The 23,987-nt window shown below is 70.5% G+C and carries 23 protein-coding genes; 15 read left to right on the forward strand and 8 right to left on the reverse strand.

Annotated features, from left to right (window positions below):
• Window position 1: 1 nt before the first annotated feature.
• Complete coding sequence (locus ACIDOF_RS33175; RefSeq protein WP_409009908.1) at window positions 2-2,413, reverse strand: AMP-binding protein; 2,412 nt, start codon at window positions 2,411-2,413, stop codon at window positions 2-4.
• 120 nt (window positions 2,414-2,533) lie between these two features.
• Window positions 2,534-3,235, reverse strand: coding sequence for a transporter (locus ACIDOF_RS33180; protein ID WP_409009909.1), 702 nt, complete (start codon window positions 3,233-3,235; stop codon window positions 2,534-2,536).
• 368 nt (window positions 3,236-3,603) lie between these two features.
• Between ACIDOF_RS33180 and ACIDOF_RS33185 the strand changes: the two genes are divergently transcribed.
• A complete protein-coding gene (locus tag ACIDOF_RS33185; RefSeq protein WP_409009910.1) occupies window positions 3,604-4,194 on the forward strand; it encodes a TetR/AcrR family transcriptional regulator in 591 nt (196 codons plus the stop codon).
• A 95-nt stretch (window positions 4,195-4,289) separates the two neighbouring features.
• Here ACIDOF_RS33185 and ACIDOF_RS33190 read toward each other — a convergent pair whose 3' ends face one another.
• The 3 genes from ACIDOF_RS33190 to ACIDOF_RS33200 are packed head-to-tail and all read right to left on the reverse strand — an operon-like array spanning window position 4,290 to window position 7,088.
• Entirely contained in the window at window positions 4,290-5,063 is a 774-nt protein-coding gene (locus tag ACIDOF_RS33190) for a gamma-glutamyl-gamma-aminobutyrate hydrolase family protein (RefSeq protein ID WP_409009911.1), read from the reverse strand.
• Window positions 5,060-6,430, reverse strand: a complete 1,371-nt coding sequence (locus ACIDOF_RS33195; protein WP_409009912.1) for a glutamine synthetase family protein — start codon at window positions 6,428-6,430, stop codon at window positions 5,060-5,062. Before ACIDOF_RS33195 ends, ACIDOF_RS33190 begins: the two co-directional genes overlap by 4 nt.
• The gene (locus ACIDOF_RS33200; RefSeq protein ID WP_409009913.1) at window positions 6,423-7,088 is read right to left on the reverse strand and encodes a hypothetical protein; all 666 of its coding nucleotides are present in this window, start codon (window positions 7,086-7,088) and stop codon (window positions 6,423-6,425) included. The genes ACIDOF_RS33195 and ACIDOF_RS33200 overlap by 8 nt, the downstream gene beginning before the upstream one ends.
• 205 nt (window positions 7,089-7,293) lie before the next feature.
• Here ACIDOF_RS33200 and ACIDOF_RS33205 point away from each other — a divergent pair, with 205 nt between their 5' ends.
• The 3 genes from ACIDOF_RS33205 (at window position 7,294) to ACIDOF_RS33215 (ending at window position 10,426) form a co-directional block, all read left to right on the forward strand.
• Window positions 7,294-8,262 (forward strand): alpha/beta hydrolase, encoded by a 969-nt coding sequence (locus tag ACIDOF_RS33205; protein ID WP_409009914.1) that lies wholly within the window; start codon window positions 7,294-7,296, stop codon window positions 8,260-8,262.
• 131 nt (window positions 8,263-8,393) lie between these two features.
• The gene (locus tag ACIDOF_RS33210; RefSeq protein WP_409009915.1) at window positions 8,394-10,064 is read left to right on the forward strand and encodes a flavin-containing monooxygenase; all 1,671 of its coding nucleotides are present in this window, start codon (window positions 8,394-8,396) and stop codon (window positions 10,062-10,064) included.
• On the forward strand, window positions 10,061-10,426 hold the full coding sequence (locus ACIDOF_RS33215) for a hotdog fold domain-containing protein (RefSeq protein ID WP_409009916.1): 366 nt from the start codon (window positions 10,061-10,063) through the stop codon (window positions 10,424-10,426). Before ACIDOF_RS33210 ends, ACIDOF_RS33215 begins: the two co-directional genes overlap by 4 nt.
• 36 nt (window positions 10,427-10,462) lie before the next feature.
• On the opposite strand, the gene ACIDOF_RS33220 is transcribed toward ACIDOF_RS33215, so the two are convergent.
• The gene (locus tag ACIDOF_RS33220; RefSeq protein ID WP_409009917.1) at window positions 10,463-10,606 is read right to left on the reverse strand and encodes a hypothetical protein; all 144 of its coding nucleotides are present in this window, start codon (window positions 10,604-10,606) and stop codon (window positions 10,463-10,465) included.
• A gap of 124 nt (window positions 10,607-10,730) precedes the next feature.
• Between ACIDOF_RS33220 and ACIDOF_RS33225 the strand changes: the two genes are divergently transcribed.
• Window positions 10,731-11,039 (forward strand): hypothetical protein, encoded by a 309-nt coding sequence (locus tag ACIDOF_RS33225; protein WP_409009918.1) that lies wholly within the window; start codon window positions 10,731-10,733, stop codon window positions 11,037-11,039.
• A 238-nt stretch (window positions 11,040-11,277) separates the two neighbouring features.
• On the forward strand, window positions 11,278-12,837 hold the full coding sequence (locus ACIDOF_RS33230) for a GMC family oxidoreductase (protein ID WP_409009919.1): 1,560 nt from the start codon (window positions 11,278-11,280) through the stop codon (window positions 12,835-12,837).
• Window positions 12,838-13,132: 295 nt separating this feature from the next.
• On the opposite strand, the gene ACIDOF_RS33235 is transcribed toward ACIDOF_RS33230, so the two are convergent.
• On the reverse strand, window positions 13,133-14,140 hold the full coding sequence (locus ACIDOF_RS33235) for an AraC family transcriptional regulator (RefSeq protein WP_409009920.1): 1,008 nt from the start codon (window positions 14,138-14,140) through the stop codon (window positions 13,133-13,135).
• A gap of 136 nt (window positions 14,141-14,276) precedes the next feature.
• Between ACIDOF_RS33235 and ACIDOF_RS33240 the strand changes: the two genes are divergently transcribed.
• The 3 genes from ACIDOF_RS33240 (at window position 14,277) to ACIDOF_RS33250 (ending at window position 17,325) form a co-directional block, all read left to right on the forward strand.
• Window positions 14,277-14,825, forward strand: coding sequence for a 2,4'-dihydroxyacetophenone dioxygenase family protein (locus ACIDOF_RS33240; protein WP_409009921.1), 549 nt, complete (start codon window positions 14,277-14,279; stop codon window positions 14,823-14,825).
• 2 nt (window positions 14,826-14,827) lie between these two features.
• Window positions 14,828-15,907 carry a zinc-binding dehydrogenase gene (locus tag ACIDOF_RS33245; protein WP_409009922.1) on the forward strand — a complete coding sequence of 360 codons (1,080 nt, stop codon included), beginning with the start codon at window positions 14,828-14,830 and terminating at the stop codon, window positions 15,905-15,907.
• Window positions 15,908-16,029: 122 nt separating this feature from the next.
• Entirely contained in the window at window positions 16,030-17,325 is a 1,296-nt protein-coding gene (locus ACIDOF_RS33250; RefSeq protein WP_409009923.1) for a flavin monoamine oxidase family protein, read from the forward strand.
• Between the two features lie 35 nt (window positions 17,326-17,360).
• Here the strand turns inward: ACIDOF_RS33250 and ACIDOF_RS33255 are convergent, their stop codons facing one another.
• Window positions 17,361-17,996 carry a TetR/AcrR family transcriptional regulator gene (locus ACIDOF_RS33255; RefSeq protein ID WP_409009924.1) on the reverse strand — a complete coding sequence of 212 codons (636 nt, stop codon included), beginning with the start codon at window positions 17,994-17,996 and terminating at the stop codon, window positions 17,361-17,363.
• A gap of 145 nt (window positions 17,997-18,141) precedes the next feature.
• Between ACIDOF_RS33255 and ACIDOF_RS33260 the strand changes: the two genes are divergently transcribed.
• The 6 genes from ACIDOF_RS33260 (at window position 18,142) to ACIDOF_RS33285 (ending at window position 23,904) form a co-directional block, all read left to right on the forward strand.
• Window positions 18,142-18,972: a phytanoyl-CoA dioxygenase family protein gene (locus tag ACIDOF_RS33260; protein WP_409009925.1), complete on the forward strand. Its 831-nt coding sequence runs from the start codon at window positions 18,142-18,144 to the stop codon at window positions 18,970-18,972.
• A gap of 9 nt (window positions 18,973-18,981) precedes the next feature.
• Window positions 18,982-19,407 carry a RidA family protein gene (locus tag ACIDOF_RS33265; protein ID WP_409009926.1) on the forward strand — a complete coding sequence of 142 codons (426 nt, stop codon included), beginning with the start codon at window positions 18,982-18,984 and terminating at the stop codon, window positions 19,405-19,407.
• Between the two features lie 104 nt (window positions 19,408-19,511).
• A complete protein-coding gene (locus tag ACIDOF_RS33270; RefSeq protein WP_409009927.1) occupies window positions 19,512-20,927 on the forward strand; it encodes an MFS transporter in 1,416 nt (471 codons plus the stop codon).
• The gene (locus ACIDOF_RS33275) at window positions 20,924-21,829 is read left to right on the forward strand and encodes an MBL fold metallo-hydrolase (protein WP_409009928.1); all 906 of its coding nucleotides are present in this window, start codon (window positions 20,924-20,926) and stop codon (window positions 21,827-21,829) included. Before ACIDOF_RS33270 ends, ACIDOF_RS33275 begins: the two co-directional genes overlap by 4 nt.
• 198 nt (window positions 21,830-22,027) lie before the next feature.
• Complete coding sequence (locus tag ACIDOF_RS33280) at window positions 22,028-23,002, forward strand: NAD(P)H-dependent flavin oxidoreductase (RefSeq protein ID WP_409009929.1); 975 nt, start codon at window positions 22,028-22,030, stop codon at window positions 23,000-23,002.
• Between the two features lie 20 nt (window positions 23,003-23,022).
• A complete protein-coding gene (locus tag ACIDOF_RS33285) occupies window positions 23,023-23,904 on the forward strand; it encodes a crotonase/enoyl-CoA hydratase family protein (RefSeq protein WP_409009930.1) in 882 nt (293 codons plus the stop codon).
• Window positions 23,905-23,987 lie beyond the last annotated feature (83 nt).

Raw genomic sequence — 23,987 nt, forward strand, 5'->3', positions numbered from 1 at the left:
TTCACGTCTCCTCTGTCGTACGGGCGCCACGGCGCTGTTCGCCGGTGCCCTTCGCGTTCCAGAAGCCCGCGATGCCGGCGCTGAACACGCCGCTCTCCCAGGCCTGTTGAGCGGCGGCGTCCTCGCGGGCGAAGGCCTGCTCGATCTCGTCGGGCTGCGGGCGCAGGAGCGCGAGGTGCAGCGCTGTCGTGTTGCTCTCCGGCGTCCACTGGAGGACCAGGTCGACGGCCCGGCCGACGAGTGCGTCCGGCGCGACGACCTCGTCCAGGAGCCCGATCCGCAGCGCTTCCTCCGCGCCGATCCGTGGCGAGCCGAGGACCATGCGCATCGCGTGGTTCCGGACGAGACGGGTAAGCAGCAGGCTCGACGCGTTGGAGATGGTGATCCCCCGGCTGTTCTCCGGCTGGTAGAACTCCGTGGCCGGGGTGCCGAGCCGCGCGTCGCAGCAGAGGGTGATCTCCGAAGCGCCGCCCACCGCAAGGCCGTTGACCGCCGCAACGACGGGCACCCGCGTCCCCACGACCGCGCGGGTGATGTCGTGGAAGGTCTCGAACGCCTCGCGGACTTCCTCGTACGAGGTCGGCGTGTGCCGAAGGTCCTCGCCGGAGGAGAACGCCCGGCCCTCCCCGGTGAGGACGATCCCGCGCACCCGCTCACCGGTGCCGTACTCCCTGACGAGGCTTGCCAGTCGGCGTCGCGTGGCGACGTCCAGGGCGTTCAGCTTCTCCGGGCGGCGCAGCGTAAGGACCACCACGTCTCGGACGACTTCGACACCGAGGAAGCCCGGGGAATCCATGGAAGGGGCAGGCACCCCGGCCGCCCCGCGCCGGTCGCCGAAGTCGTACGTCACGCCGGGCTCGGCCGCGGCGCGCTGCTTGAGCGCCGGCTTGGACACACGCTCGGACGGGGTGCGGGGGAAGTCGGCGACGAACTCGACGTAGCGCGGCACCTTGAAGCGGGCGAGCTGCCGGCCGGCCCGGTCGACGATCCGCGCGGCGGTCGTACGGTCGGCGGGCACCCCGGCGGCGAGCTGGACGAAGGCCTTGACCTCCTCGCCGAATGTCTCGTCCGGCTCGGCGACGACCGCGCAGGCCACGACCTGCTCGTCCCGTTCGAGTACGGCCTCGACCTCGGCGCTCGCGATGTTCTCGCCGCCACGGCGCACCATGTCCTTGATCCGCCCGACCAGTTGAATGCCGCCGTCCGGTCGGCGCACGACGACATCCCCGGTGTGCAGCCAGCCTCCCCCGGCGGCTACGCCCTCATTGCCGGGGGGACCCCCACTCCGCAGCACCCGGGCGGTGTCCTCCGGCCGGTTCCAGTAGCCGAGCATCATCGGCTTGCCCGCGACGACCAGCTCGCCCGGCTCGCCCTCCGGCACATCGGCACCGTTCGGATCGACGACCCGGACCTGCTTCGTCGGCACCGGAAGGCCCAGGCTCCCACTCCCGACCGTGGTCGCGTCCTCGACCGGGCTGGACAGGTCGACGCCGGACTCGGTCATGCCGTAGATCTCCCGCCACGGCGCGCCCCAGCGTTGCTCCAGCTCGGCGTGGAGGCCGGCCGGAATGCCCGAACAGAGCACCAGGCGCAGCGCGTTGTCCCGGTCGTCGGGGCTCGGCGGCTGCTTGAACAGCAGCGTCGGCATGGACCCGAGCACGTAGAAGAACGTCGCGCGGTGACGGCGTACGTCGGCGAAGAAGCCCGACGCGGAGAACCGCGGCAACACGACCAGCGGGGCCCCGACGGTCAGGGCGAGCGCGGTGTTCCACTGCGGATCCATGTACGAGTACGGCTGAGCGGTGAGCAGGACGTCCTCGGGCCCGAGACCGGTCACGGCAGCGCAGGTCCAGGCGAGCCGCACCCAGTAGTCGTGGGTGAGCATGCACGCCTTGGGGAAGCCGGTGGTGCCCGACGTGTACTGCAGGTTGGCCAGGGTCTCGGCGCCGGTGTGCACCTCCGGCGCGGTCGCGGGGAAGGGCGCGGACCCGTCGTCGGCGACGTCCACGATGCGCAGCTCGGCCAAGTCGGGCTCCATGGCCGCGACTTGCTTCAGCAGACCGGCCCGCTCGTGGTCGGTGAACACGAGCCGGGCGCCCGAGTCCCGCAGCAGGAACGTCAAGTCCGCCTGCTTGTACGAGGAGTTGACAGGGACCACCACCGCGCCCGCCTTCAGTGCGGCCAGCCAGACGACCGGCCAGTGCACGACGTTGGGCAGCATGATCGCGACGCGGTCGCCGGGCCGGACCGCGTCGGCCTCGATCAGCCGGTGCGCCAGCCTGGAGGTCCAGGCGTCGATGTCGGCGAAGGTCCAGGACGCGTCGCCGAAGCGCAGGAACTCCGCGTCCGGCGACCGCCGCGCCCGCTCGGACAGCAGTCCGGTCAGCGTCGCGATGGCCGGGTCCTCGCTCAACTGCTCTGGTTTGATGGCCGGTCGGGGACGGTGAGGGGCCGTGTCCCTCGCTCGGGCAGACGCTTCGTTCAGGGCCACTGCTGCTTCCTCCGCATGGGGCTTGTCCTTTGGTTCCTCGGTTCAGGCACCGGCGACGCGGGTCCGGGCGCGCTGCTCGGGGGCGCCGCCGGCCGCTTCGTTGTGGGCGTGCAGGGCGCGGTAGCCGACGTAGTACGCGCACATCTGGAATCCCCAGGTGCTCAGCGCGGCGATGTAGAAGAGGGTGCGCGCCTCGTCGTCGCCCGGGATGCGGACGAAGTCGTAGGTCGCGGCGATGACGAACGCGGCGGCGGTCGCCAGGCCCGCCACGACCGCGGGACCCCTGGCGCCGATCGCCCAGAGCCGCTTCGCGAAGTAGACGAGGAACAGCGTGGTCAGGACGTTGACGACGACGTAGAAGATCGCCAGCGACAGCCCGAGCTGCTCGCCGAACAGCTGCAGGAACAGGCCGACGACGGCCGCGAACGCGAACACCCCGACATCGGTGGCCTTCGACGGCTTGTACCGGTGCGTCACCCCCATCAGGCCCAGGACGAGGATCAGCGTGATGCCGACCGACCGGGAGAACGCGTCGAGGAAGTGCGCCGCCGTGTACATGGGGCTGTCCTCGTCGGCCCCCAGGAGCGCGTACACGAGGAAGTTCGTCCCGGAGGTGGCGACGATGATCCATTCCAGGCCGAGCAGGTAGTTCCCGTAGTTCCGGATGAACTTCCATCCGAAGGTGAAGCCGACGGTGATCATCCAGACGTCGGCGAGCAGGAAGAGCAGGTCTCTGATTGCCATGTTTTCCTCGGATCCTTCGGTCACGCCAGATCGTGGTGGGCGGGCCGGCGGCTTCGGCCCGGGCGAGGTTGTGCTCATGGGGTTGCGCTCACGGGGCTGTGCTCATGGGGTGCGCTCGAGAGGCCGAAGCGATGCGCGTCCGGCGTCGTGTCCGTCCCGCCGCCGCACCGCTTCTTCCGGGAGAACTCCGAGGCCACAGGGGCCGTCGCGAGGGGTGGGAGTCATACTCCTGCATCTTGGTCGCTCGATCAAGTCATCTGACCAAGAAATTCCCTGCGAACGCTGCGGCCTGCGCTGACGCCGTAGACCGCCTGTTAGCCTGGGCTACTGACTTGATCGATCGTCCAAGTTCGACAGGGGGACCCGAAGTGGCACGCGTACCGGCGGCCGAGCGACGCAACGACCTGGTGAACGCCGCCATCCAAGTGATCGCGAGCCACGGCGTGGACGGGGCGACGACCCGGCGGATCGCCGAGCAGGCGAACGCGCCGCTGGCGACGCTGCACTACTGCTTCCACTCCAAGGAGCAGCTGTTCGCCGCCGTCTTCGAGAAGCTCGCGGAGCGGTACCACGAGGTGCTGGTCGCGCACGACGCGCACGGCGACCTGCGCACGACGGCGCGTGCGATCCTCCGCGGGGCGATGGACTGGTACCTCGACTCCTCGGACTTCGCCTCCGCGACCATCGAGCTGATCAGCTGGGCACAGCGCCAGCAGGACCACCCGGCCGTGGCCGTGTACAACGAGGCGTTCAAAAGCATGCGCACGATCCTCGAAACGGCTGCGGTCGGCCAGGACGTCGAACCCGAGACGATCGACCAGATCGGCTACATCATCGGCGCGTTGTCCGACGGCTTCGTCGTGAACTGGCTGACGTACGCCGACCGCGACCAGGCCGCCCGGCAGGCCGACGTCGTCATGGACGTCCTCGACACGTGGCTGGCCGCGAAGCTCGCCTGATCTCCGGGAGCGCCGAGACCGCCCGGCTCTGCAAGGGGCGGGATCCGAGTGCGCCCACCGCCACCCACGGGCGGACGCACTCGGACCCCTCGACCTCACAGGCGTTTCACGGCTTCCTCGACGATCCACGTCACGGTCGGGTCGTCGCTCTCCATCCACTCCGGATGCCACTGGACACCCAGCACCGGCGCACCCGGCAGCTCCACCGCCTCGACCACCCCGTCAGCCGTCCGGCCCGTCACGACCAGCCCGGCACCGCAGCGGTCGACGGCCTGGTGATGCCACGAGTTGGTGACGGCCCGCGCCCCGAACAGCCCCGCCACGACCGAGCCAGGCTCGAACGTCACGAGGTGGTCGTCCGTGCCGTCGGTGAGCGCGGCCTCCTGCGACAGATGCCGCACCTCGCCGGGCGGAAGGTCGGCGACGAGCGTGCCGCCGAGCGCCACGTTGAGGATCTGCATCCCCCGGCACACCGCGAGCACCGGGATCCGCCGCTCCAACGCGGCCCGGACGAGGGCGAGTTCGTACGCGTCCCGCTCGGCGTCGTGCACCATGGGGTCCGTACGCGGATCGACGTCGCGCACCACGGAGGGGTCCCCTCCCCAGCACGCCGGGTGCACGTCCTGCCCGCCGGTGACCACCACCCCGGCCAGCCAGTGGCAGACCGCCTCCGGGTCCGTCTCGTACGAGAGGTTCACCGGGAGGCCGCCGGCCCGCGCGATCCGGATCGCGTAGTCCGACATGAAGCTGTCGGTGCAGCGGTCCCCGTACCGGCGGTCCGCGCCGCGGATCAGGTCGAGGCGGATCCGCCGACCGGTGACGCCGATGAGCGGGCGCACCACCGATGCCTCAACTTCCGTCCCGGTCACGGCAGTTCGAAGTATCGGGCGGACTCCCACTCGGAGAGCCCGGCGGACGGGTCCCCACCGGCCGTGTGGAACTGCATCCACTCCCAGCGGCGCGAGCCGACCCAGTAGTCCACGAACTCGGCGCCGAGGAGTTCCCGGAGGAGGAGATCCGCTTCGAGCGCGTCGGCGGCCTTCGTGATGGTGTCGGGCAGGCGCGGGATGATCCCGGGCGGGTTGCACCACGCCATGTCGCTGACCGGCTCCGGCGGTTCGATCTTGCCCTCGAGGCCGGCGATCACTCCGGCGAGGACTCCGGCGAGCGCGAGGTACAGATTCGCGTCCGCGCCCGGCACCCGGTATTCGAGGCGGGAGTACGACGGGTGCCCGCACACCGCGCGCACGGCGGTGGTCTTGTTGCTGATGCCCCAACTGACCGTCACCGGCGGCCCGCTGAGGTCCACGAGACGCCGGTACGAGGTGATCTGCGGAAGGACGATCGAGGTGGCGCCTTCAAGAGTGGCCAGGAGGCCGCCGACGGCATGGCGCATCGTCTCCGACGGGCCCTCCTCCGCGTAGAACACGTTGGCGCCGTCCCGCTGGAGGGACAGGTTGAGGTGCGAGGCCTGCCCGTACCCCTCGGTGGGCTTGGCCATGAAGGTCACCGTGCGGCCCTGCTCGAAGGCGACCTCGCGCATGATCTGGCGGGTCCGCGCCCAGTTGTCGCACACCTTGATCGGATCGCCGGGCGCCAGGTTGATCTCGATCTGCCCGGCGGCGTCCTCGTCGCTCCACGCCTCCCACTCGATGCCGACCGCGTCGAGCCGGTCGGCGACGGCGTTCATGTACGCGTACCAGTCCTTCGACTTCGCGAGGTGGTACGCCGTGCCCGCGCTGCCGCCGAGCGGTGTCAGGTCGCGGTTACCACGGGCGCGTGCCTCCTGGACCGACTCCTCGAAGACGGTCGCCTCGATCTCGACGGCGACGGTCGCGGTGAAGCCGAGCGAAGCGAGCCGGCCGGTCATCCTCTTCGCCAGGTTGCGCGGACAGATCGGCACCGGCGTGCCGTCCTTCAGCCAGTAGTCGCCGATCACGGCGTCGAGCCCGGGCTCCCACTCGACCAGGGTCGACATGTCGGGGCGGAGGTAGACGTCGTCCAGGTGCCCGCGCCAGTCGGGGTACGCGAAGCCGAGGGCCGGGGCGTTGCCGAGGTCGAGCCCGAACAGGAGGTCGGCGAAGGCGAAGCCCGCATCCGCGCCCGCGGAGAACTTCTTCGGCGCCAGGGTCTTGCCGAGGAACGAGCCCTCGTGGTTCGTGGCCTCCAGCCGGACGGCCCGGGCTCCGGCGCTACGGCCGTCAACTCCCTTGGCCTGCAGGGTGAGTTCAGACATCGTAACGAACCTTCCAGGACGCGCCGACCATGACCGACAGCTGAGAGAGGGTGCCCTGAACTCCGAGCACACCCGTGGACAGGACGGCCAGCAGGTCGTCCGCTCCGGAGAACACACCGGCGAGCGTCTCGGGGGCTCCGGCGATCAGGTACTGCGTCGCGCCCTCGCCGAGCACGACCTGTTCCAGGCCGTCCGGGCCCTCGGTGACCGCGACGAGCACGTCCGGAATCCCCGGTACGGAGCGGGTCGCGGTCCAGAAGTGCTCGGCGGCGGCCTGCCAGTCCGGCACGGGAGGCGCCAGCGCGAGCAGCACGTCCGCGGCCAACTCGCCGTCGCCCGAAGGAGGTTGGGCGGGTGCGAACCGGCCGTTCAGGTCGACGGTGACTGCGGCGTCGGGTGCGGCGGCGGCCCCGCTCGCCACCTCGACGACACCGCCACCGAAGGTGAGCGTCGCCGCCTGCGGGGTGTCGTGGGACCGGATCACCACCGTGACGGCGGATTTCCGCAGGGCGGGGAGGGCGTGGCCCGCCCGGACGGAGTCCCGCAGGGTGCGGCCGAGCAAGCGGACGATCGGAGTCGCGTCCTCCTCGATTCGAATGTCGACCTCTCCGGCCGCCTCTGCGCCGGGCGACGCCGGGGCCGTCGTGGTTTCGGTCATGCTCCAGTCCTTTCAACGTCGGAGGGCCGCAGGCGCCGCTGATCGTCAGGCGCGCCGAGCGCCTCACGCGCCTCGGGCGCGGATCTCTCCGGGGACCGTGATCGTCATGGTCAAATGACTAGATCGGATGACTAGGATGGTGGGGTACAGGCCACGGCCTGTCAATGACTTCGCAGCGGCCCCGAAGTGAACGGAGAGCCCCACAGTGAACGAAGCTCACCCCCCGTACTGGGACCAGTTGGACGCCGACGCCCAGTTCGCGGCACGCGCCATCGCCCAAGTCCTCGACAAACCCGTACGCGAACTGGGCCCGGACGTGGCCCGCAAACTCCTGGCGACCACCCCGCCGCCCCAGCCCCTCACCCACCTGGACCGGGTCGAGCAGCTGACCGTGCCCACGCGGTCCGGCGAGCTCCGCGCCCGCCTGTACCAACCGGACAGCCCGCCTGCGGACCCTCGCCCGGCGCTGCTGTACCTGCACGGCGGCGGATTCGTCCTCGGCACCCTCGACGGGGTCGACGAGGTCTGCCGCGCGATCACCGCCCGCTCCAAGTGGGCGGTGCTGTCCCTGGAGTACCGACTGGCCCCGGAGAACCCGTATCCGGCGGCGCTCGACGACTCCTTCGACGCGTTCACCTGGCTGTGCCGGTCGGCCCCCGACCTCGGGATCGACCTGGACATGATCGCCGTCGGCGGAGACTCCGCGGGCGGCAATCTGGCCGCCGCGCTCTGCCTCAGACATCGGGACGCGGGCCTCCCCCAGCCCGTCTCCCAGGTGCTGGTCTACCCCGCCGTGGACGATACGTTCGCCGCGCCCTCCTGGACCGATTTCGCCGACGCTCCCCTTCTGACCAGCACCGATGCCCGTTGGTTCTGGGAGCAGTACCTGGGCCCGGATCACTCGGGTCCGGTCGACCACCTCGCGGCCCCCATGCACGCCGCGTCGCTACGCGGCCTCCCGCCCGCCCTCGTCCTCACCGCCGAGGTCGACCCGCTGCGCGACGACGCCGAGGCGTACGCGGCGCGCCTGGAGCAGGACGGCGTCGAGGTCACGCTGACCCGCTACAGCGGCGTGTTCCACGGCTTCTTCACGGAAGTCGGCACGTTCGCGAAGACGAACAAGGCGATCACGCAGGTGGCCCGCCATCTGCGGACCGTCGCCGACGGCGCGTGAGCCGTACCGCCACGCACGCGAACCACTCTCCGCCATTGACGGCCGCTCCGGCCGCTGGCTAGCTTTCTGGTCATACGACTCAGTCAGATGACCAACAAAAGTCCTCACAGGGACCATCCGAAGGCAGGCACATGACTGACAAGACTTCCGCCCCCGCCGTCACCCCCGTGGTCGACGTCCTCTGTGTCGGCGCGGGCTTCTCCGGCCTCTACGCCGCCCATCAAGTCGCCGAAAAGGGCTGGACGTTCGCCGGATTCGAGGCCGCGCCCGACGTCGGCGGAACGTGGTTCTGGAACACGTATCCCGGGGCGCGGTGCGACGTCGAGAGCATCTACTACTCGTACTCGTTCAGCGAGGAGCTGCAGCAGGAGTGGACGTGGAGCGAGCGCTTCGCTCCGCAGGCGGAGATCCTCAGCTACATCCGTCACGTCGCCGACCGCTTCGATCTGCGCCGGCACTTCAGCTTCAACACCCGCGTGGTTGCGGCGACTTGGCTCCCGGGCGAGCGGTGCTGGGAGGTGGCCCTCGACTCCGGCGAGACCCGGCGGGGGCGTTTTCTGCTCGCCGGTTCGGGCGGGCTCTCGACGCCGAAGGACTTCGACGTGCCGGGCCTGGAGAACTTCACCGGGACCACGGTGTCGACGAGCCGGTGGAACATTCCGCTGAGCGAACTGGCGGGCAAGCGGGTCGCCGTGATCGGCACCGGGTCGTCCGCCGTGCAGTGCATTCCGCTCATCGCCGAGGTCGCCGAACATCTCACCGTGTTCCAACGCACCCCCAACTACGTGTTCCCCGCCCGGAACGCGCCGCTGTCGACGGACGTCGTCGACGAGATCAAGAGCAACTACGCCGCGATCCGCGAGGAGTGCCGCCACTCCCTGGGCGGCATCCCGGACCGCATCCCGGACGCCGCGGCGTTCGACGTCTCCGACGAGGAGCGGCGCGAGCGCTACGAAAAGGCCTACGAGCGCAGCGGATTCACCGGCGTCGGCGGCGAGTTCTCCGATCTGCTGACGGACGCGCGGGCCAACGAGACCGCGGCGGAGTTCATGCGCGAGAAGATCCGCCAGATCGTCCGCGACCCCGCGACCGCCGCCGTGCTCGAACCGCGCTTCCACCCGCTCGGCGCCAAGCGCAGCTGTTTCGGCACCGACTACTACGAGACCTTCAACCGCCCGAACGTCTCGGTGGTCTCCCTGCGCGACGAGCGGCTCGACACCATGACGGCCGACAGCATCGTCACCGAGGCCCGCTCCTACGAGGTCGACGCGATCGTCCTCGCCATCGGTTTCGACGCCTTCACCGGGCCCCTGTACGCGCTCAACGTCTCCACCCCCGAGTCGGGCAGGCTGCAGGACGCGTGGAGCGAGGGGGTACGGACGTATCTGGGCATCATGACCGCCGGCTTCCCCAACTTCTTCATGATCGGCGGACCGCAGAGCCCGGCCCTCGCGAGCAATGTCGTGGTGACGATCGAGCAGGCCGTCGACTGGATCACCGAGCTCATCGGACACGGGCGGGCGGGCGGCGTCGAGGTGATCGAGCCGACGGCCGAGGCCCAGGACGACTGGGTGACGATCACCGAGGACACGGTCAACCAGACGCTGTACGCGACCACCGACTCCTGGTACCGCGGTTCCAACGTGACCGGCAAGCCCACGACCTTCCTCGGCTACGTGGGCGGTGTCGGCAAGTACCGCCGGATGTGCACCCACCTCGCGAAGCAGGGCTACCCGGGCGTCGAGTTCGACGGCACGGCCGTGGCCCGCCGGATCGGCCGCATCGACGAGGAGATCGCATGAAGGTCGTGCACCAGCGGTACGTCGCCCACTCCGACGCCCACTACGCGGGCAACCTCGTCGACGGCGCGTACAGCCTGAAGCTGTTCGGCGACGCCGGCACCCACCTGGCGATCCTCGTCGACGGCCACGAGAGCCTGTTCGCCGGGTACTCCTCGGTCGAGTTCCTCGCCCCGATCCGCGGCGGGGACATCATCGAGACCGAGGCCCGCCTGGCGTCCAAGGGCAACAGGAGCCGAACGGTCGACTTCGAGCTGCGCATCATCTGCCGGTCCCTGGACGAGACCGGCAGAGCCGAGGTCCTGGCCGAGCCCATCGTGGCCACGCGTGCGCGGGGTACGGGGGTTGTGCCCGCCGACGTGTGAGGGGTGGGGTGGCAGGCTCGGCATTCAGGCGGCTCGCTACTTCTGGGCCTGGGCGCCGAGCACGCCGATGACATAGAGGAACGCGTAGGCGAAGAAGACGTAGAAGAACACGCGCAGCGCGATGCCTTTCGCCTTCCAGCGCTCCTTCGCCCGGGCCGGATCCATGTTCTGCCTGCTCAAGACGGCTCCCTGTCCTTATAAAACTCGAATCCAGTTCAAGTTACCATCGAGAGCAGCGTCGAAGTCCGCTCCGGTGGCGGGCCGACGCCGGTCCGCCCGTCGCGCACACAGAGGAGGCCCTCCGATGCCGTGGAAACCCTGTGGGACCACTCACCACATCGAGCTGCAGGGCTACTCCGCGAAGGCACGGAAGTGGCGGAAGGCGAGCTGGGTCCGTGTGCTGCGCGAGGGAATCACCGGCGGCCTGATGATGCTCGTCCCCTCCCTGCTCCTCGGGTTCTTCCTGTCCTGGCAGATCGGCTTGGCCGTCATCGGGACGACGGCGAGTGCGGCGACGCTCTCCTCGGTCTTCTTCGCCTTCCGAGGGCACACGCTCGCGTGCGCCGCGAAGAAGGGGTTCGTACTCGCCCTCGGCTGGTGGGAGCGGATCTGAGACGGGGCAGGTCTCCCTGCCTTCCCGCTTCTCGTCGCGGATCCCGCCGGAAGCATGCCTTGCTGTGGGTCGCGTGCCGGAGCCGGTCGGCTTTCTCGCCAACGTGTCCGCCTCGCCTCACGAGGCCGGAACTCTACTCCCGGCGCGGCCGGTCGGTGCGTCACGATCAACTGCTCGGCCGCACGTCGCTCGTCATACGCAGTACCAGTCAGGTTCCTCGGTCAGGTCAAGGGACGGGATGAACATGTACGACTACGTCATCGTCGGCGCCGGTTCCGCGGGCTGCGTGCTCGCCGCTCGGCTCTCGGAGGACCCCGACGTGCGGGTGGCCCTCGTCGAGGCCGGCGGGCCCGACACCGCCCAGGAGGTCCACGTCCCGGCCGCCTTCCCGCAGTTGCTCAAGTCCGGGCTCGACTGGGACCTGGACTCGGAACCCGAGCCCGGCATCGACGGGCGGCGGGCCTACCTGCCCCGCGGCAAGGTGTTCGGCGGCTGCAGCTCGATCAACGCGATGATCTACATCCGCGGCAGTCGCGCCGACTACGACGGCTGGGCGGCAGACGGTGCCACCGGATGGTCGTACGACGAGGTCCTGCAGTACTTCAAGCGGTCGGAGGACAACGAGCGCGGCGCGGACGAGTACCACGGCACGGGCGGGCCGCTGACCGTCAGCGAGGGCAGGTCGGAGCATCCGCTGCCCGCGGCGTTCGTGCGGGCGGCGCAGCAGGCCGGGCACAAGGCGAACGACGACTTCAACGGGGCGTCCCAACTCGGCGTGGGCCGCTACCAGTTGACGCAGCGCGGCGGCATGCGGTGCAGCTCGGCCGTCGCGTTCCTGCACCCCGCGCTCGAACGGCCCAACCTCACCGTGCTCCCCTCGACCCGTGCGCACCGTGTGCTGGTCGAGGGCGGTCGGGCCGTGGGCGTCGCGGTGGAGCGGGGCGGGGCGATCGAGGTGGTCCGGGCCGAGCGGGAGGTGATCCTGTCGGCGGGCGCGTACGAGTCGCCGAAGTTGCTGATGCTGTCCGGGATCGGGCCGGGCGCGATGCTCTCCGCCCTCGGCCTGGACGTGCTGCGCGACCTGCCGGTGGGCCAGGGGCTGCAGGACCACTACATGACACTGCTGAACTTCCGTACCGACACCGCGTCGCTGCTGACCGCCGCCACGCCGGAGAACGCGGCGCTGCTGCAGAGCGAGGGCCGCGGCCCGCTGTCGTCCAACCTCGCCGAGACCGGCGGCTTCTTCCGCAGCAGGCCCGACCTTGCCGCCGCCGACCTGCAGTTCCACGCCGCGCCGGTGCTCTTCCACCAGGAGGGTCTGGGCGCCGTGACCGAGCACGGCTTCGCGTTCGGGCCGTGCGTCCTCGCTCCGACGAGCCGCGGTGCGGTGACGCTGCGCTCGCCGCGCCCGGACACCGCGCCCCGCATCGTGCACAACTACCTGACGACGGCCGAGGACCGGGACGCCCTGATCGCCGGCATCCGGATCGCGCTGGAGATCGCCGCCCAGCAGGCCGTGACCGAGCTCGTCACCAGCCCGTACGACGTGCCCGCCACGGACTCCGACACGGCCTCCGACACGGACCTCCTCGCCTGGGCCCGGCGCTCCGGGCAGACGCTCTACCACCCGACCTCCACCTGCGCGATCGGCTCGGTGGTCGACCCCGAGCTGCGGGTGTACGACGTCGAGGGACTGCGCGTCGTCGACGCCTCGGTGTTCCCGTCGGTACCGCGCGGCAACACCAACGCGCCCACGATCATGGTCGCGGAGAAGGCGGCCGACCTGATCAGGGGCTGAGCGGCTTCAGCGCCGAGCGGCGGATGCCGCCGACGGTCCCCGCGCCCCGACTCGCCCGCCCCGCAGGGTGGCCGAACTACCCAGGGCCACCCCGGCCAACTCCGCGACGGCTTGGCGGGGTTCACGTTGAGGGCGCGGGCGCCGCCGTCGTCCTGGAGCCGACGGAGCGGGGCGGCATCCGCTACGTGGACACCGAGACCCACACTGTGCCGGAGCTCGGCACCTTGGCCAGCGGTCCGCTCGGCGGCAGGCAGCGAGTCGGCGAACCGGCGACAGCAGCGCCCCGGCCCCTCGGTTACGCCTCTGCCCGCACGCGACGTCGATACGTCGTAGGACTCGCCCCGAACCACCGCCTGCACGCCCTGCTGAGGACGCTCTGTTCGCTGTAGCCGAGGAAGCCGGCGAGTTGGCCGAGGGGGACGTCCGTGTCGCGGAGGCAGCGTTCGGTCTCCTCGCGGCGGTAGTCGTCCACCAGTGACTCGAACGACGTGCCCTCCGCGGCCAGTTGGCGTTGCAGCGTTCGCGGGTGGATCGACAGCTGGCCCGCGACGAGTTCGAGGGTGAGGCCGCCCGTGGGCAGGAGGCGGCGGATCAGAGTGCGGACCGCGGTCAGGAGTGGGGCATCGGCAGGCGGGGCGATCGACCGCAGGTAGTCGCGTACGACGTCGTGCACGGCCGTGTGCGAGGGCAGGTGCCGCTTCAACTCGGCGCGGCGGAAACGGAATCCGCAGAAGGGTTCCGCGAACCGGACGGGGCAGTCGAAGTAGTCCCGGTACTCCCCCTCGGGTGCCACAGCTTCGTGGGGAAAGTGCACGGAGACCGCCTTGAACCCCGGCCCGAGGATCAGTCCGTAGATGCGCAGCGCGACCGAGAGGGAGAGTTCCAACAGCTGCTGGTGGGGCGGGAGGCGGGGCAGGACGATCTGGAACTCGTAGCGGGCGTAGGGGGATCCGCGTCTGATGTCGATCGTCGCCCTGATCGCGGGGCTGTACGTCGCGAAGTACTGGCCCATGGTCTCCAGGGCCTCGACCGCGGTCGGCGCGGTCAGCGCGGCGAGGCCGACAGGGCCCAGGATCTCGATGCCCTGGCGCAGGGCGAGTCGCCGCCCGAAGTCCTGCGCTCCGGTCGCTTCGGCACCGGACTCCACCGCCGCGATCAGACCGCGGTACGGAATGAACGCGCCCGGATCCCCCACGGCCCGGCGCGGCACGCCGGCCGCGCGCAGCAGCGGGTCCGGGTCGGCGCCGAGAGCGCTGACCAGCTCGGGATAGCCCTGGAGTGAGGTGCCGCGGATGAGGGACACGGCGTACAGGGTCAAGAGATGTGTCGTCTCGCGTCAAGCCCTCGGCAGGACATCGGCCGCAGCATCGGACCACGCGCTGCACGGCCCACGGCGCCGTCAGCGCTCACCTCACCCCAGCTGCAGAGGGAGATCCGACGTGTCCGACGCCCTGCCAACCGCCTTCGCCAAGACCAGCACCGGCAGCGAGCTGCCCCTGCTCTCCCTGCCGCAGACGGAGTTGCTGACCCTCCGGACCGACGAACTCCCGCTCGTCGCAGCCGAGCCGGGCACCCACCTGCAGGTGCTCCGGCTCGACCTGGAGGCCGGCCGGTGGGTGGTCCTGTTCCACATGGAGCCCGGGACCTCGGTGCCGATCCACTACCACACCGGTACGGCGGAGGTGTTCACGCTCAAGGGCCGGTGGGTCTACCGGGAGTACCCGGACCAGCCGCAGACCGCCGGTTCCTATCTCTTCGAGCCCGGCGGCTCGGTGCACACCCTGCACGCTCCCGCGGACAACACCGAGACCACGGTGATGCTGGTGTCGGTCGACGGGGCGAACGTGAACTTCACCGAGGACGGGCAGTTCCACTCGGTCCTCGACGCGGTCGCCATCCAGCACTGGTTCTGTCAGTTCGCCCAGGAGCAGGGCGTCAAGGCCCGCTACATCACCACCGGCGCGGCCGGTTACACGGAGACGGAGTAGCCGTGCGTGCCGTCGTCATGCAGGACCGGAAGGTGCGCCTGGCCGAGCTGCCGGAGCCGGTGCCCTGCGAGGGCGAGGTGCTGGTCGAGGTCCTGGCCTGCGGGATCTGCGGGTCGGACCTGCACTGCGCGCAGCACGGCGCCGAGTTCAACGCGTCGCTGCGGACCGCGTTCGGGGTCGACGTCCTGGACCTGGACCGGCCGATCGTGTTCGGGCACGAGTTCGTGGGCCGGGTCCTCGAACACGGGCCGGGGACCAGCGGGCGCGTCCCGCTCGGTGCCCGCGTCGTCTCCGTGCCGTCGCTGACCCGCCCCGGGCAGCCTTTCCTGGGGTTCGCCGGGCCGGAGACGCCTGGTGGTTTCGCCGAGCGCATGGTGCTCGCCGAGTCGCTGCTGCTGCAGGTGCCGGAACACGTCCCCACCGAGCACGCAGCCCTCACCGAGCCGCTCGCCGTCGCCGAGCACGCCGTCAACCGGGCGGGCCTGCGCCCCGGCGACGTGCCGCTCGTCGTGGGGTGCGGCCCGATCGGCCTGGCGATCATCGCGGTGCTGCGGATGCGCTGCGACGGCCCGATCGTGGCGGCCGACTTCTCGCCCGAACGCCGCCTGCTCGCCCGGTCGTTGGGCGCGGACGTCGTCGTGGATCCGGCGCGGGACTCTCCGTACGAGGCGTGGTCGAAGGCCCTGGGCGTCTCGGGCAGCGGCGTCGAGGGCCAGGCTCAGGTACCGGCCGCCGTGGCCTTCGAGTGCGTCGGGGTGCCGGGCATGATCCAGGAGCTGGTGCTCGGCTGTCCGCCCGGCGGCAGGATCGTGGTGGCGGGACTGTGCATGCGGCCCGACACCTTCGAGCCCGCGCAGGCGCTGGTCAAGGAGATCGATCTGCGCTTCGCCTACCTGTACACGGCCGAGGAGTTCGCCCAGGCCCTCGCGTACCTGACGGACGGTGCCGGCATGGTCGCGCCGCTCGTCACCCGCACCATCGGCCTGGCCGACGTACCCGAGGCGTTCGACACGCTGTCGGACTCGCCGCAGGACGCCAAGGTCCTGATCGTCCCCGGCCTCCCGGGAGACACGGCGAAGTGACCGCCTGGTACGCCACGGTTCCACAACCCGCCTCATTTTTCGTAACGATCGTTGCGTGAACCGTGGAGGCTCGGTACGGTGCAGCTCATCCACTGGTTCTCACAGCGGGACAGGTGACTCGTATGCATGACGTCGCAGTGATAGGCGCCGGCTTCGCCGGTGTGACCGCCGCGCGGGATCTGACCCAACGGGGCTGCTCCGTCGTCCAGTTGGAGGCTCGGGACCGGATCGGCGGGCGGACCTTCCTGGGCGAGGCGTTCGGCCGGCGGGTGGAGTTCGGGGGGACGTACGCGCACTGGACCCAGCCGCACGTCTGGCACGAACTGACGCGGTACGGGATCGGCCTCGTCACCCCCATGGCCACCGAGCGGGCGTACTGGCTGGCCGACGGCGCGGTGCACTCCGGCACTCCCGCCGAGTACGCGGCCCTGACCGCTCCGCTCGTCGACCGCTGCCTGGCCGACGCGCGGGCGACCTTTCCGCGCCCGTTCGACCTCGCCTCCGCCGGCCCGGGGGTGCTCGACGCCATCGAGAAGGAGACGGTGGGCGACCGGTTCGACTCGCTGAACCTCTCCCCGCACGACCGGGACGTGCTCGCGGGCGCGATCTCCTCCCTCGTGCACTCCGAAGAGGACCAGGGCATCACCCAGTTCCTCTTCTGGGCCGCGCTCAACTGCGGCCACTGGGACACGTTCATCGAGGCGGCCGGCCACTGGCCGATCCAGGGCGGGACGAAGGCGCTCCTCGACGCCATCGCGGGCGAGTCGAAGGCCGAGCTGCGGCTTTCCACGCCGGTGCGGGCGATCGAGGACCAGGGCGACCGCGTGGACGTCACCACACAGTCGGGCGACGTGGTGCGGGCGCGGCACGCCGTCGTCGCCGTACCCCTCAACACCCTGCACGACCTGGCCATTTCGCCTGAGCCCGGACCCGTCGTACGCGACCTCGTCGAACGCGGGCAGCCGATGCGGACGAGCAAGATCTGGGCACGAGTGAAGGGCGAGGTCGAGCCGTTCGCCGCGAGCGCGCCGGCCGACAAGCACCCGATCAGCACCGCCAGGACCGAGTACCGGCACGAGGGCGACACCCTCGTCGTGTGCTTCTGCTCGGGCGCGACAACCCTCGACGGCCGTGACCCCGAGGCCGTGGAGCAGGCCCTGCGCACCTTCGTCCCCGGCATCGAGGTGGTCGACACCGCCTGCCACGACTGGACACAGGACCCCTACGCGCAGGGCACCTGGATGCACCACCGCCCCGGAACCCTGACCGGGGCCGGGCCTCGGATGCGCGAACCCCACGGCCGTGTCCGGTTCGCCGGCGGCGACATCGCGGCGTCCGGCGTCGGGGGCATCGACGGGGCGATCGAGAGCGGGGCCGCCGCCGCGCGGGACGTCGCGAGGACGCTCAACAGCGCCTGAACCAGGCCTGGCCTGCGCCGAGTCGACTCCCCCGACTAGCGTCCGGCGGGCGGCGAGATCAGGGTGACGGCGGCGTCGATGAGCACCCGCAGGCGCTCCGGCGTGAACCGGTCGGGCTCGAACGGATACATCATCATCCAGCCGTCGGCCATGGCGCTGAGCTGGTCGGAGAGCAGATCGGCGGGGATGTCGTCACGGATCAGGCCCTGCTCCTGGCCGCGCGCGATGATGTCCGTGTTGACCTCGCGGTAGTGGGCGTAGCGGCGTTCGATGAGGGCGGCGAAGGCCGGTTCATGCCGTGCGTGGGCGAGGAGTTGGAACATCACCGGCAGGAACTCGGGGTCGCCGGTGATCAGCTCCAGCCACGCCTCGAAGGTCGCCCTGATGTCGGCCTTGGCGCGGCCCGCTTCGAGCAGCGTCTCGTAGGCGTCGAAGCGGCTCTCCGCCAGCGCCGTGACCAGCTCCTCCTTGTTCGCGAAGTAGTACGTCACCGCCCCGGTGGTGCAGCCCGCGCGCTGCGCCACCTTGCGCAGCGACGCGCCCGCGTAGCCCTCCTCGGCGATCACGGACGCCGCGGCCTTCAGGAGTTCCGCCCGCTTCGCCGCCCGGTCACCGGCGGGCCGGCCTCGCCGCACCACCCGCTCAGCCTTGCCCTCACTGCTCTCGACCACGTGTCGATCTCCCCTGTTCGGCGCCTCCGAGATTCTGTCACAGATTTTCCGTAACGCCTGTTGCGATAAATGCCGTGGCGCCCTACGTTTCCAGCAACACCCCCTCAACTCCCCACCACAGCCGATTTGACGGAGGAGACCTCCCATGGACGAGTCCCTGCGGAAGGCGTTCCGGGACGACGGTGCCGTCCTCATGAAGGAGTGCCTGGACGACACGCAGTTGGCGAGCTGCCGCGAGGCGTTCGACTGGGCCGTGGCGCATCCCGGCCCTCACGCCACTTCGATGTTCGACGGCACCGAGCAGCGCTCGCTCGTCGACAACGCCAACCCGCTCGCGAAAGACCGGCTCGACGCGATGGTGTCGTCGTTGCCCTTCGGCGAGCTGTTCGCCGAACTCTGGGGTTCGAAGCATGTCTGGTACTTCGCCGAGGAGGTGTTCCTCAAGGCCGGCGGCCAGGGCGCCCGCAGCTCCTGGCACCAGGACACCGCCTACCTGCCGTGGGCAGGCGAGCACTGGGGCAACGCGTGGATCACCTTCCAGCAGATCCCGAAGTCCAACTCCCTTGAGATCATTCGGGGTTCCTGCCACGGCCCCCAGTACGACGGGACCACCTTCGCCAACCCGGACGACCCGACCGAACCGCTGCACGGCGGAGGTGTCCTGCCCCGGCTGCCCGACGTCGACGCGGACCTGGCGGCCGACCCCGGCTCCCACGACGTGCTGTCCTGGGCGATCGACCCCGGTGACGTCGTCCTGCTCCACCCGCGCTCCCTGCACGGCGGGGCGGGCGTCGACGCGGGCTGCCCGGAGCGGCACACCCTCGTGCTGCGCTTCTTCGGCGACGACGCGACCTTCCGCCCGCTGCCGGACGCCAACAAGCACTACGCACGCAACGGAGTCCTGTTCCGGGAGGAGATGGCGAAGCTCGAACCCGGAGACCCGTTCCGCTCGCCGGTCTTCCGCCAGGTCGTCTGAGGGGCCGCCATGAGTGCATCGGACCACGGCAACCAGCACCACCGCCGCCTGATCAACCCGTCGCCCGAGCTGTACGAACGGCTGCACTTCTCGCAGGCCTGCCGGGTCGGCGACCACATCTGGGTGTCGGGTCAGGTCGGCGTCGACCCGGCCACCCTGAAACCGGCCGAGGGCATGGAGGCGCAGGCCCGGCTGGCGTTCGAGGGCGTGCGGAGCGTCCTGGAGGCCGCGGGGGCGAGCCTCGCGAACATCGTCGAACTGACCACGTTCCACACCGATCTGCGCGCCGACATGAAGGAGTTCACGCAGGTCAAGGACGCCTTCCTGCCCGACCGCTACCCCGCCTGGACCGCGGTCGGCGTGACCCAACTGGCCCTCCCCGAACTCCTCGTCGAGATCCGGGCCGTCGCCGTGGCCGGCAGCGGGAGCGGCTGACTTCAGCGGGAGCAGCCGTACGTACGGCGAGAGCGCCCGCGTACGGCTGATGCCCCCTCAACCAGTGGGCTGTGCGGTCCAGTTGCCGCACAGAAGGGAGAGCCATGAAGCACCCGACCGGTTCAGCCGGAGAAACGCCCACGGGGGAATCCGCAGACCTCGCCGCACGGCTCGACCGCCTGCCGGTGACGCTGCCGCACGTCGTCTGGATCTCGATCCTGACGGTCAACCTGATGCTCGAGTACTACGACAACGCGCTCTTCGCGTACATCATCCCTGCGATCGAGGAGAGCACCGGTCTCGGGCTCGGCCGGATCGGCATGGTCAGCAGCGCCTTCTTCATCGGGATGGTGCTCGGCGGGCTCGTCGGGGGACGCCTCTCGGACCGGTTCGGGCGCCGCTGGGTCCTCGTCTGGGGCACGGCGCTCTACTCGGCGGGCGCGGTCCTGACGATGTTCGCGCCGAACTACGAACTCCTGCTGGCCTCCCGCGTGATCACGGGGATCGGTGTGCAGGCGGCGGGCGCGGCGCTGCTCGTGTACATCGCCGAGATGTTCCCGAGCGCGACGCGCGGCCGGTTCATGTCGGTCGTCACGTCGGCCTTCGTGATCAGCGCACCGGTGGTGGCGCTGCTCGCCCTGGTCGTGATCCCGGAAGGCGGCCCCGACACGTGGCGCCACCTGTTCGGCGTCGGAGGTGTCATCGGCCTGCTGACCGTGCCGTTGGTGCGGTTCTGCATGCCGGAGTCGGTGCGGTGGTGCGTCACTCGGGGCCGGACGGTCGAAGCCGCGGACGTCGTGGGCAAGTTGGAGGCCCGCGCCCTGCGTCACGGGCCGCTGGCCGAACCGCGCCCCACGCCGGCGGGCGCCGAGACCCTGCCCGTACGCCAGGTCCTGCGCAACAAGCGGACGATCCGCACCACGGCCGTCCTGGCCGTCGGCTTCTTCGGCTCGACGCTCGGCCTGTACCTGTTCCAGAACTGGGCGCTCTATGTCCTGGTCGACGGCCTCAAGTTCGCCGAGGGCCACGCCTACGAGATCCAGCTCATCTGGAACGTCGTCTACGCCGTCACCCCGTTCCTGGCCCTGCTGTTCATCGACCGGGCCGAGCGGAAGACCGCCGTCTTCGTCATCTCCCTGATCGCCGCTGTGCCGCTGATCGCGTTCGGCCTCGCCACGGACAGCTGGCTGGTGACGGCCGCGGGCGGGGCCTCCGGCATCGTGACCGGCCTGGTCGTCACCGTGTACTACGCGTACATCCCGGAGGCGCTGCCCACTGCCGCCCGCGGCCTGGGCAGCGGGGTCATCAAGAGCGTCGGGCACTGCGGCGGCGCGGTGGCGGGCGTGCTCGGCGCGGCCCTGTACGGAGGCTGGGGCAACCTCGGCCTGACGGTCGTGGCGGCGGCCTCGTACATCGTGTTCGCGCTGCCGGTCCTGTTCTTCGGCCCGCGCACCACGAACCGCCCCCTCGAAGGCGTCGCCGCCGAGGAGTTGAGCACAACAGAAGGAGTACGAACGTGAACGTGACACCCCACACGACGGGGTACCGCGAAGTTGCTTACGGCGGGATCGGCGTGCTGGTCGGCGGCGCCAACGGCGCCTACCCGTACGGCAATTCACTGCTCGTACGAGGACGGGACTCGACCCTGGTCGTCGACCCGACGCTGGCCCTGCTGCGGGACGCACCACGCGCCGACGCGGTCCTGGTCAGCCACGCCCACGAGGACCACATCGCGGGCCTCGGCAGCTACGCCGACGTGCCGGTCCACGTCCACGACGGCGACCTCGACGCCCTGCGGTCCCGCGCGGCGATGGTGGCCGGGTACGGCCTGCCGCCCGAAGCCGCCGAGGCCACGGACCGGGTGATGCGCGAGCGGTTCCACGTGCACGGCCGCCCGGACGCCGAGCCCTTCAAGGACGGGACGGTGTACGACCTCGGCGGCCGCACCGTCACCGTCGTCCACCTGCCCGGACACACCGAGGGCCACTGCGGCTTCCTCGTCGAGCCCGACGGGTTCCTGTTCGTCGCGGACATCGACCTGACGTCGTTCGGGCCCTACTACGGGGACGTGGGAAGCAGCCTGGAAGAGTTCGAGGCGTCGCTGCGGCGGTGCAGCGAGATCGACGCACGCTGGTACGGCACGTCCCACCAGAAGGGCGTGATCGAGGGCGCCGCGGAGTTCCGAAACCGCCTCGACGCCTACCGGAGCGTGATCGAGCAGCGGGACGCGCAGCTCCTCGACTTCCTGAGCGAGCCGCGCACGCTGGAACAGATCGCCGCGCGGCGGCTCGTCTACCGGGCCCACGTCGAAGGTCCGCACATCGAGCCGGTGGAACGGCGAACCGCACGGCAGCACCTGGAACGGCTGGTGCGGCGCGGGGAGGTGGTGCAGGAGAAGCCGGGGCGCTTCCAGGCGGCGTAACGCGACGGCCGCGCGCATGCAGGGCGTGCCCGCGGCCCGTCCGCACCTTGACAGGTTCACCGCACGACCACCTAGACTCAAACCCGATTTGAATTCGACTCCAGATCCGCCTAGGCCCGCCAAGCCGACCGCGACACGGACGGTCGCCGCGTGCGTGCGGCGACGGGAAGAACGGAGAGGGCCTGGCCGGCCCCGCTCATGATTTCCACCCCCTTCACCGAACTCTTCGGCGTGGACCACCCGATCGTCTGCGGCGGCATGACGGGCGTCGGCACCGCCGACCTCATCTCCGCCGTGGCCGATGCGGGCGCCCTCGGATTCCTGACCGCCCTGACCCAGCCGACGCCGGAGGCGCTCGCAGCGGAGATCGCGCGTTGCCGGGAGATGACCGACAAGCCCTTCGGCGTCAACCTGACCGTCCTGCCCACCCGCGACCCGGTGCCGTACGACGAGTACCGCGCGGCCATCATCGAGAGCGGGGTGCCGGTCGTCGAGACGGCGGGCAGCAACCCCGCGGAACACGTGGCGGCATTCAAGGCCGCCGGCGTGAAGGTGATCCACAAGGCCGTGGCCGTACGGCACGCGGTCAAGGCGCAGAAGCTCGGTGTGGACGCGGTCAGCATCGACGGCTTCGAGTGCGCCGGGCACCCGGGCGAGGACGACATCCCCGGCCTGGTCCTGATCCCGGCGGCCGTACGGCAGTTGGAGATTCCGGTCGTCGCCAGCGGCGGCTTCGCGACGGGCAGCGGCCTCGCGGCCGCCCTGTCGCTCGGAGCCTGCGCCATCAACATGGGCACCCGGTTCGTCGCCAGCGCGGAGGCGCCGGTGCACCGGAACGTCAAGGAGCAGATCGTCGCCAACGACGAGCGGGCGACCCAGTTGGTGTTCCGGGAGTTCCGCAACACGGGGCGGGTCGCCCGCAATGCGGTGTCCGAGGAGATCGTCGCCCGGTCGCAGCGGCCCGGGGCGGTCTTCGACGACGTCGCCGAGCTGGCCTCGGGCGTGCGCGGACGTACGCAGGTGCTGCAGGAGGGGCGGATGGACGACGGCTTGTGGTGGGCGGGGCAGGCGCAGGGGCTCATCGAGTCCGTCGACACCTGCGCCGACATCGTGGGCGGGATCGTCGCCGACGCCGAGAAGATCATCGGTCGGCTCGCCGACCTGCGCGGCTGAAGAGACAGGGGCACTCACCCATGACCTGGACTACCCTGAGCCACAGCGTCGACGACGGCATCCTCACCGTCACCCTCGACCGGCCCGAGCACCTCAACGCCTTCACCCCGACGATGGCCGCCGAGCTGGAGCGGACGTTCACCGAGGTCAACGACAACGACGACGTACGAGCGGTCATCGTGACCGGCGCGGGCGACAAGGCCTTCTGCGCGGGGATGGACCTCAGCGCGGACGGCAACGTGTTCGGCCTAGACGAGTCGCTCCGCCCCACGCTCGCCGACATGGACGACCTGAACAGCCCGGAGATCCGCCGCGTGCGGGACTCCGGGGGCCGGGTCACGCTCGCGATCCACGCCTGCCGCAAGCCCGTGATCGCGGCGGTCAACGGTGCCGCGGTCGGGATCGGCGCGACCATGACCCTCGCGATGGACGCACGCCTGATGTCCACGAAGGCCCGCTTCGGCCTGGTCTTCGGGCGGCTCGGCATCACACCCGAAGCCGTCTCGACCTGGTTCCTGCCCCGCCTCGTGGGCGTGCCCAAGGCCCTCGACCTGCTCTACTCCGCCGAGATCCTCGACGCCGAGGGCGCGGCGGCGGCCGGGCTCGCGAACGACGTGCACGACCCCGACCAACTCCTGAAGAAGGCCCACGAGTTGGCGGACCGTTGGACTGTCGGCCGGTCACCGGTCTCGACGGCACTGATCCGGCAGATGACGTACCGCAACGCGTTCCTTGACGGCCCTCAGGACGCGCACCGGGTGGAGTCCCTGGCCATGTTCTACACGAGCATCGGCGACGGCTCCGAGGGAGTGGCCGCCTTCCGCGAGAAGCGCGCCCCGCGTTTCACGCACCGTGCCTCGGCGATGCCGCCGTTCTACGACGACTGGACCAGAACTCGCTGACCCCGGGCCCCGCGACGCACCGCCCGCCCGGCAGGCGACGGGGGCGATGCGTCGCGGAGGGCGCTGCCGTACACAGCTCCGCC

The sequence above is a fragment of the Streptomyces sp. Da 82-17 genome, assembly GCF_046098215.1.
Lineage (GTDB): Bacteria > Actinomycetota > Actinomycetes > Streptomycetales > Streptomycetaceae > Streptomyces.

Bases quoted from the DNA above. Each gene is read 5' to 3' on its own strand.
- ACIDOF_RS33180 (WP_409009909.1), bottom strand. From the start codon at position 3,235: ATGGCAATCAGAGACCTGCTCTTCCTGCTCGCCGACGTCTGGATGATC.
- ACIDOF_RS33195 (WP_409009912.1), bottom strand. From the start codon at position 6,430: ATGTCTGAACTCACCCTGCAGGCCAAGGGAGTTGACGGCCGTAGCGCC.
- ACIDOF_RS33200 (WP_409009913.1), bottom strand. From the start codon at position 7,088: ATGACCGAAACCACGACGGCCCCGGCGTCGCCCGGCGCAGAGGCGGCC.
- ACIDOF_RS33210 (WP_409009915.1), top strand. From the start codon at position 8,394: ATGACTGACAAGACTTCCGCCCCCGCCGTCACCCCCGTGGTCGACGTC.
- ACIDOF_RS33215 (WP_409009916.1), top strand. From the start codon at position 10,061: ATGAAGGTCGTGCACCAGCGGTACGTCGCCCACTCCGACGCCCACTAC.
- ACIDOF_RS33225 (WP_409009918.1), top strand. From the start codon at position 10,731: ATGCCGTGGAAACCCTGTGGGACCACTCACCACATCGAGCTGCAGGGC.
- ACIDOF_RS33230 (WP_409009919.1), top strand. From the start codon at position 11,278: ATGAACATGTACGACTACGTCATCGTCGGCGCCGGTTCCGCGGGCTGC.
- ACIDOF_RS33250 (WP_409009923.1), top strand. From the start codon at position 16,030: ATGCATGACGTCGCAGTGATAGGCGCCGGCTTCGCCGGTGTGACCGCC.
- ACIDOF_RS33260 (WP_409009925.1), top strand. From the start codon at position 18,142: ATGGACGAGTCCCTGCGGAAGGCGTTCCGGGACGACGGTGCCGTCCTC.
- ACIDOF_RS33265 (WP_409009926.1), top strand. From the start codon at position 18,982: ATGAGTGCATCGGACCACGGCAACCAGCACCACCGCCGCCTGATCAAC.
- ACIDOF_RS33270 (WP_409009927.1), top strand. From the start codon at position 19,512: ATGAAGCACCCGACCGGTTCAGCCGGAGAAACGCCCACGGGGGAATCC.
- ACIDOF_RS33280 (WP_409009929.1), top strand. From the start codon at position 22,028: ATGATTTCCACCCCCTTCACCGAACTCTTCGGCGTGGACCACCCGATC.
- ACIDOF_RS33285 (WP_409009930.1), top strand. From the start codon at position 23,023: ATGACCTGGACTACCCTGAGCCACAGCGTCGACGACGGCATCCTCACC.